At 62.8% G+C, this 4809-nt stretch carries 5 protein-coding genes; 2 read left to right on the top strand and 3 right to left on the bottom strand.

What is annotated here, in order from left to right:
- Positions 1-117 precede the first annotated feature (117 nt).
- Positions 118-825, bottom strand: coding sequence for a dienelactone hydrolase family protein (locus tag ACLP4W_RS25245; RefSeq protein ID WP_442390123.1), 708 nt, complete (start codon positions 823-825; stop codon positions 118-120).
- 6 nt (positions 826-831) lie between these two features.
- Positions 832-1026 carry a hypothetical protein gene (locus tag ACLP4W_RS25240; protein ID WP_442390122.1) on the bottom strand — a complete coding sequence of 65 codons (195 nt, stop codon included), beginning with the start codon at positions 1024-1026 and terminating at the stop codon, positions 832-834.
- 211 nt (positions 1027-1237) lie between these two features.
- Between ACLP4W_RS25240 and ACLP4W_RS25235 the strand changes: the two genes are divergently transcribed.
- Positions 1238-1840: a class I SAM-dependent methyltransferase gene (locus ACLP4W_RS25235; protein ID WP_442390121.1), complete on the top strand. Its 603-nt coding sequence runs from the start codon at positions 1238-1240 to the stop codon at positions 1838-1840.
- A gap of 53 nt (positions 1841-1893) precedes the next feature.
- Here the strand turns inward: ACLP4W_RS25235 and ACLP4W_RS25230 are convergent, their stop codons facing one another.
- Positions 1894-3789 (bottom strand): putative bifunctional diguanylate cyclase/phosphodiesterase, encoded by a 1896-nt coding sequence (locus ACLP4W_RS25230; protein WP_442390120.1) that lies wholly within the window; start codon positions 3787-3789, stop codon positions 1894-1896.
- Between the two features lie 403 nt (positions 3790-4192).
- Between ACLP4W_RS25230 and ACLP4W_RS25225 the strand changes: the two genes are divergently transcribed.
- The coding region (locus ACLP4W_RS25225) for a GAF domain-containing protein (RefSeq protein ID WP_442390119.1) at positions 4193-4809 on the top strand (617 nt) is incomplete at its 3' end.

Here is a 4809-nt window from a genome sequence, read left to right as displayed (position 1 = left end):
TGTTCACTTACAGTTCTGAGCACGATGGCCTCGATCCCTTCTTGCCCAAGGGTTCGAAGCCATCCTCTCTGCTCAGCAGCACCTCACGGTGGATCAACGCGCCGACTTTTTCAGGTCTTAGTAGCTAAGGTGCTCCTTGAAGAAAGTCAGGATGCGCCGCCACGCGTCCTCGGCTTCAGGTTCCGAGTAGGCCATCCCGGCGATGCGTTCAATGATGCGGACCGGACCGGGGAACTGCCAGTCGTTCATGAAGCTGTGGCCGACGCTGGGGTATTCCTTCACGTCACGTGGCACCTCGCCGCGCGCCAACACGGCGTCCAGCGTGGCTGCTGTGCCGCCCGCCACGATGCGATCTTTGGCGCCGAAGCTCGCCACCACGGGGCACGACTGGCTCAACGGTTCAATGTCTTGAGGCAGCAGGCCGTAATTGGCAGCGGTTGCGTCGAATGGCCCCTGAGAGGACAACACGAAACAGAATCCCGCACCCATGCAGAATCCGACGAGACCGACCTTGCCGGTGCACCGCTCGTCTGCGATGAGGTGTTCGCGGGCGGCGACAAGATCGTCGTACGCGGTGCCGTGGCCGGCGAAATGCGCTCGGATGGTACTGATCATGCATCGGATTTTCGGTCTGCGGCCGTAGAGGGCCGGGGCTAGCGCCAGATAGCCGCTGGCGGCAAGGCGGTCGGCGATCCGTCTCAAGTCGGCTGTCATGCCGAGAACGTCGTGGACGACCACGACACCGGGCCATGGACCCTGGCCGTCAGGGACGGCGAGGTATCCGGGCAAGCGGCTCTCGGGGGCCGGATAGGTGATATCTGGCACGGTGGCCTACCGCCGACAGGGCTGAAGAATGGGATCGCTGGCGACGTCCTGCTTGAGCAGCTCGAACACTGCGGCCGGATTGCCGAGGCGGTGCGGATGCTCGTGGAGGTCGTCGCAAGCGATTCGGATTTGCCGGGTGTAATCGTCGCGGGTCCGCGACCTGGCGTCGGCTCTAACGGTGTCGCGCCGGTGAACTGTCATCGGGGGCATTCCCCCAGATCTTGTTCCGACCAAGGCTGCGCGTGCTGCAAGAGCGCAAGCGAGTGCATTACGTTGACCCCCATACGCGTTACCAGTGCCACAATATGCCCACATGGCTATGCCATCTGGGCACATTGTGGCATGGCGCGGTTACGTGGGCTCTTCGACGCGAGCTATCGCGGGTGGGGACGAAGATGCCATCATGGCGGCTATGGCTTCTCGACACACCCGCTTTCGGTTCTTCTACCGGGTCGGCTTCAAGCCGTGGGACGGCCATCCGCTCGGGCAGGGCCTGCGAGATCTGGTCGAGGGAACCCCTGACACTCCTGCGCTGCCAATGGGATCGGCGCTTGACCTTGGATGCGGTACCGGAGATTGCTCGATCTATCTCGCGGGACGCGGCTGGAAAGTCACCGGGGTGGACTATGTGGGAAAGCCGCTCGAAAGCGCCCGCGCCAAGGCCCGCGCCGCCGATGTTTCCGTCAATTTTGTCCGTGCCGACGTCACGCAATTGAGTCGGGCCGGGATCGGTACGGGCTTCGAGTTAATCGTCGACAACGGCTGCCTGCACAACATGAGCGGCGCCGATCGCGAGGCGTACGTCCGGGAAGTCAGCGCCGTCGCGGCACCCGACGCGCGGCTGTTGATTGTCGCGTTCATTCCCGGCGGGAGGTTCGGCGTGCCGGGCATCGATCACGCCGAGATCGAACGACGATTCGCCCTCGGCTGGACGTTACTGTCGGCCGGCTACGAGCGGGAGCTAGACCGCGAGAAAACCCCGACGCGCTACTACCTGTTTCAACGCCGCCCCTGAGCGCCGCTCAGCTGGTCAGTGAGCGCGGTAGCAAGGGGTCGCCGTCACGCGTCTCAGGGTTGTTTGATGTAGACGTCGTCTGATGTAGACGAATCGTCATGTGGCGAATCTCCCATGGTGGAGAAGTCCATTGGTACGAAGCGCCTGGCGAGCAGCGACTCCATCGCAGCGCTATCCACCGGACGGGACAGCAGAAAGCCCTGCGCGCGATGGCATCCCAAATCAAGCAGTGCCCTGGCCGCGCTTACGGTCTCGACGCCCTCCGCGACGACCTCGAGCCCGAGAGCGTGCGCTAAGTCGACGATGGCCTGCACGATCGCCTGATCGCGTGTGTTGGTGCCGAGATCGCGGACAAATGCCCTATCGATCTTCAGTATGTCGACCGGAAGGGACTTCAGATAGGCCAACGCGCTGTAGCCGGTACCGAAGTCATCGATAGCGATTTGGACACCGATGTCCTTCAGTCGGGCAAGTGTTCGGCGCGTGGTGTCGATCTCCTGAACCACGACCCTTTCGGTGATCTCTAGACATACCGCACCGGGATCAATTGCGAACTCGTCGAGGGTTGCGGCGACCGTATCGACAATGTTGTTCGCGACAAGCTGCATCGGCGATACGTTGACCCGTAGCACGACATCGCGCGCCTCGCCGCGTGAGCGCCAGAGTCCGAACTGCGCGAATGCCGAGCGCATTACCAGACGGCCGAGCTTCCCCGCCAGATTGATCGATTCGACCACCCCGATGAAGGAGTCCGGCATCAGCAGCCCTCGAGTCGGGTGTTGCCAGCGGATGAGCGCCTCGGTCCCGAGGATCTCGCCGGTGCGCATGCTGAACTCCGGCAGGTAATGCAGCACCAGTGCGCTGTTATCGCTGTTGCCGCTCGCTTCCAGGGCCAGTTCGATGTCGTTGCGGATGGTGTCCCGTTCGGACATCTCCGCGCTGAAAGCTGCGATGTTGGCCCCGCCGGAATTCTTGGCCGACCGAGCGGCCTGATCGGCGCGACGCAAGAGCTCTGAAGTGCTGTCGCGTCCGGGTACGCCGGTAGCGACACCGATACTGGCGGAACGGCTGAGCTTCTCACCGTCGATCACGACCTGCTTGTCAACTCGGTCCTGCAGCCAATGAGCAAACGCCACGGCGCTGCTGATGTCCATCGGCGCGGTCGGCACGACGACAAACTCGTCACCGCCGAGCCGGGCGGTGACCGAGGAAGCGTCTGCCGCCCCGCACAGCAACTCGGCGAAACCCTTGATGAACCGGTCGCCGGCGTGCTGACCGAGGTGCTCGTTGACGACCTTGAAACGGTCCAGATCCAGGAACAATACGGCGACTTCGCCCGACTGACCCTCGGCCAGGCGTTCATCGAGGTGGGCGATCAGCGCCCTGCGGTTCAGCAGGCCCGTGAGGTCATCGTGCTCAGCCAGGTAGCGGACCTGCCCCTCGGCGACAACGCGGGCCTGCAGCTGAGCGAATAGCGTAGCGATCGCCTGCAGCGCATTGAGCTCCTCCGGTTGCCATTCGCGGTCGCCGTACTTGACGAAGCCCAGCGTGCCGCTAGTCACGTCCCCGGACAGCATTGGCACGCAGGCCAAAGAGACGGCGGCAATGCCGGTGCCCTCCGCAATATTCTGTTGATAGTCGGCGTTCGCTGGCTCAGGACGCAAAACGTAAGGCACCCTGTAGTTTTCGGTCAGCGCGAACACCGAGTCGGCGTCGGCGAAATACACCACACCGATCGGGTCGGGGTCGGCGTTGCGTGCCGGCCACTCAGCGACGAGCACTGTCGCGTGAATGGTGTGATCGTTGCGGCGCAGAAAACCGGCGTCCACGCCCAAGTGACTAACCAGATCGCTGATCACCCGTTGACTGATCGCGGCAGAATTACCCGCGGTGGCCGCCATCAACGCGGCGGCGGCGGCCGTGACCAGATCGTCCAGGGAGCCCGACATTCCTATACGGTAAACGGTTCCGGCGCGACAGCAAACGCACGCGGCCGATATTGCGACGCTACGCACCAAGCCGGGCCCGCCGACAGCGATCGCAGCACAAGGCCCCTAGCACGATGGCATGCCGAGTTACGGTTCCCCTAATTTAGGATTACATCGGAAAAATCGCCGCCCGGGGTGGGCAACGTCGGGTAGCTTCTCATTTCTCGAATGATTCGCATCTGTGACCTGGCACTCGTGCCGGCTCGTGCCGACATCGTGAAGGTCATTGCGTTGACGCTCGCGTTAGTTTGAGGAGTTCGACAATGCCCGAGACACGGCACAAGACGGGGCCAGCATGGGCCGAATCCTTCGATGACGTGCGTGAACGGGTTGAGACCGCTCGCAAAGCGGCAATCGAGGCACCGTGCCGCACAAGCTAGATTTCGTCGCCAACTCCGTTGTCGCCCAACTGATGGATGCGACCGCATCCACTGCTGCCGAGGCCAGCCAACAGACGTTGGCGAACCTCGTCGAGCAGTTCGACGCGGACGTCGGCTTCTTACGTCACAACGATCACAACATCCGGGCGTCGAAGTTGATCGCGGATTGGCCACCGCGACCCAACCGTCCAGACCCGGATCCCCTCGAGGTTGTTCATTTCACCAGCGACGACCCCGTCTTCGCCTACTGCGCGCACGGCAAGAAGCCGGTTGTGATCCAGCTGGACCCGGCAAACCATCCTTACCGGGCTTACCAGGGTCGGATCGCGAAAAGCCGCCCCGTCGCGTCGCCCTCGGTTGCCGCTGCACCGCTGGTTTCGAGGGGGGTGACCACGGGATTGCTCGGCTTCATCAAATTCGGTGGCAGGAAATGGACGCCAAAGTTGATGAACACGCTCGGGGCGATCGCGCCTATGTTTGCACAGCTTCAGGCGCGCATCGCCGCCGAAGAACGGCTTCGCTACCTGGCTGAGCATGACGATTTGACCGGCCTGCACAATCGTCGATCGCTTGTTGCGCACCTTTCCGAACGACTCGCGGC

It is taken from the genome of Mycobacterium sp. (genome assembly GCF_052145595.1).
Taxonomy (GTDB): domain Bacteria; phylum Actinomycetota; class Actinomycetes; order Mycobacteriales; family Mycobacteriaceae; genus Mycobacterium.
This window is presented reverse-complemented; position numbering and strand designations above follow the sequence as displayed.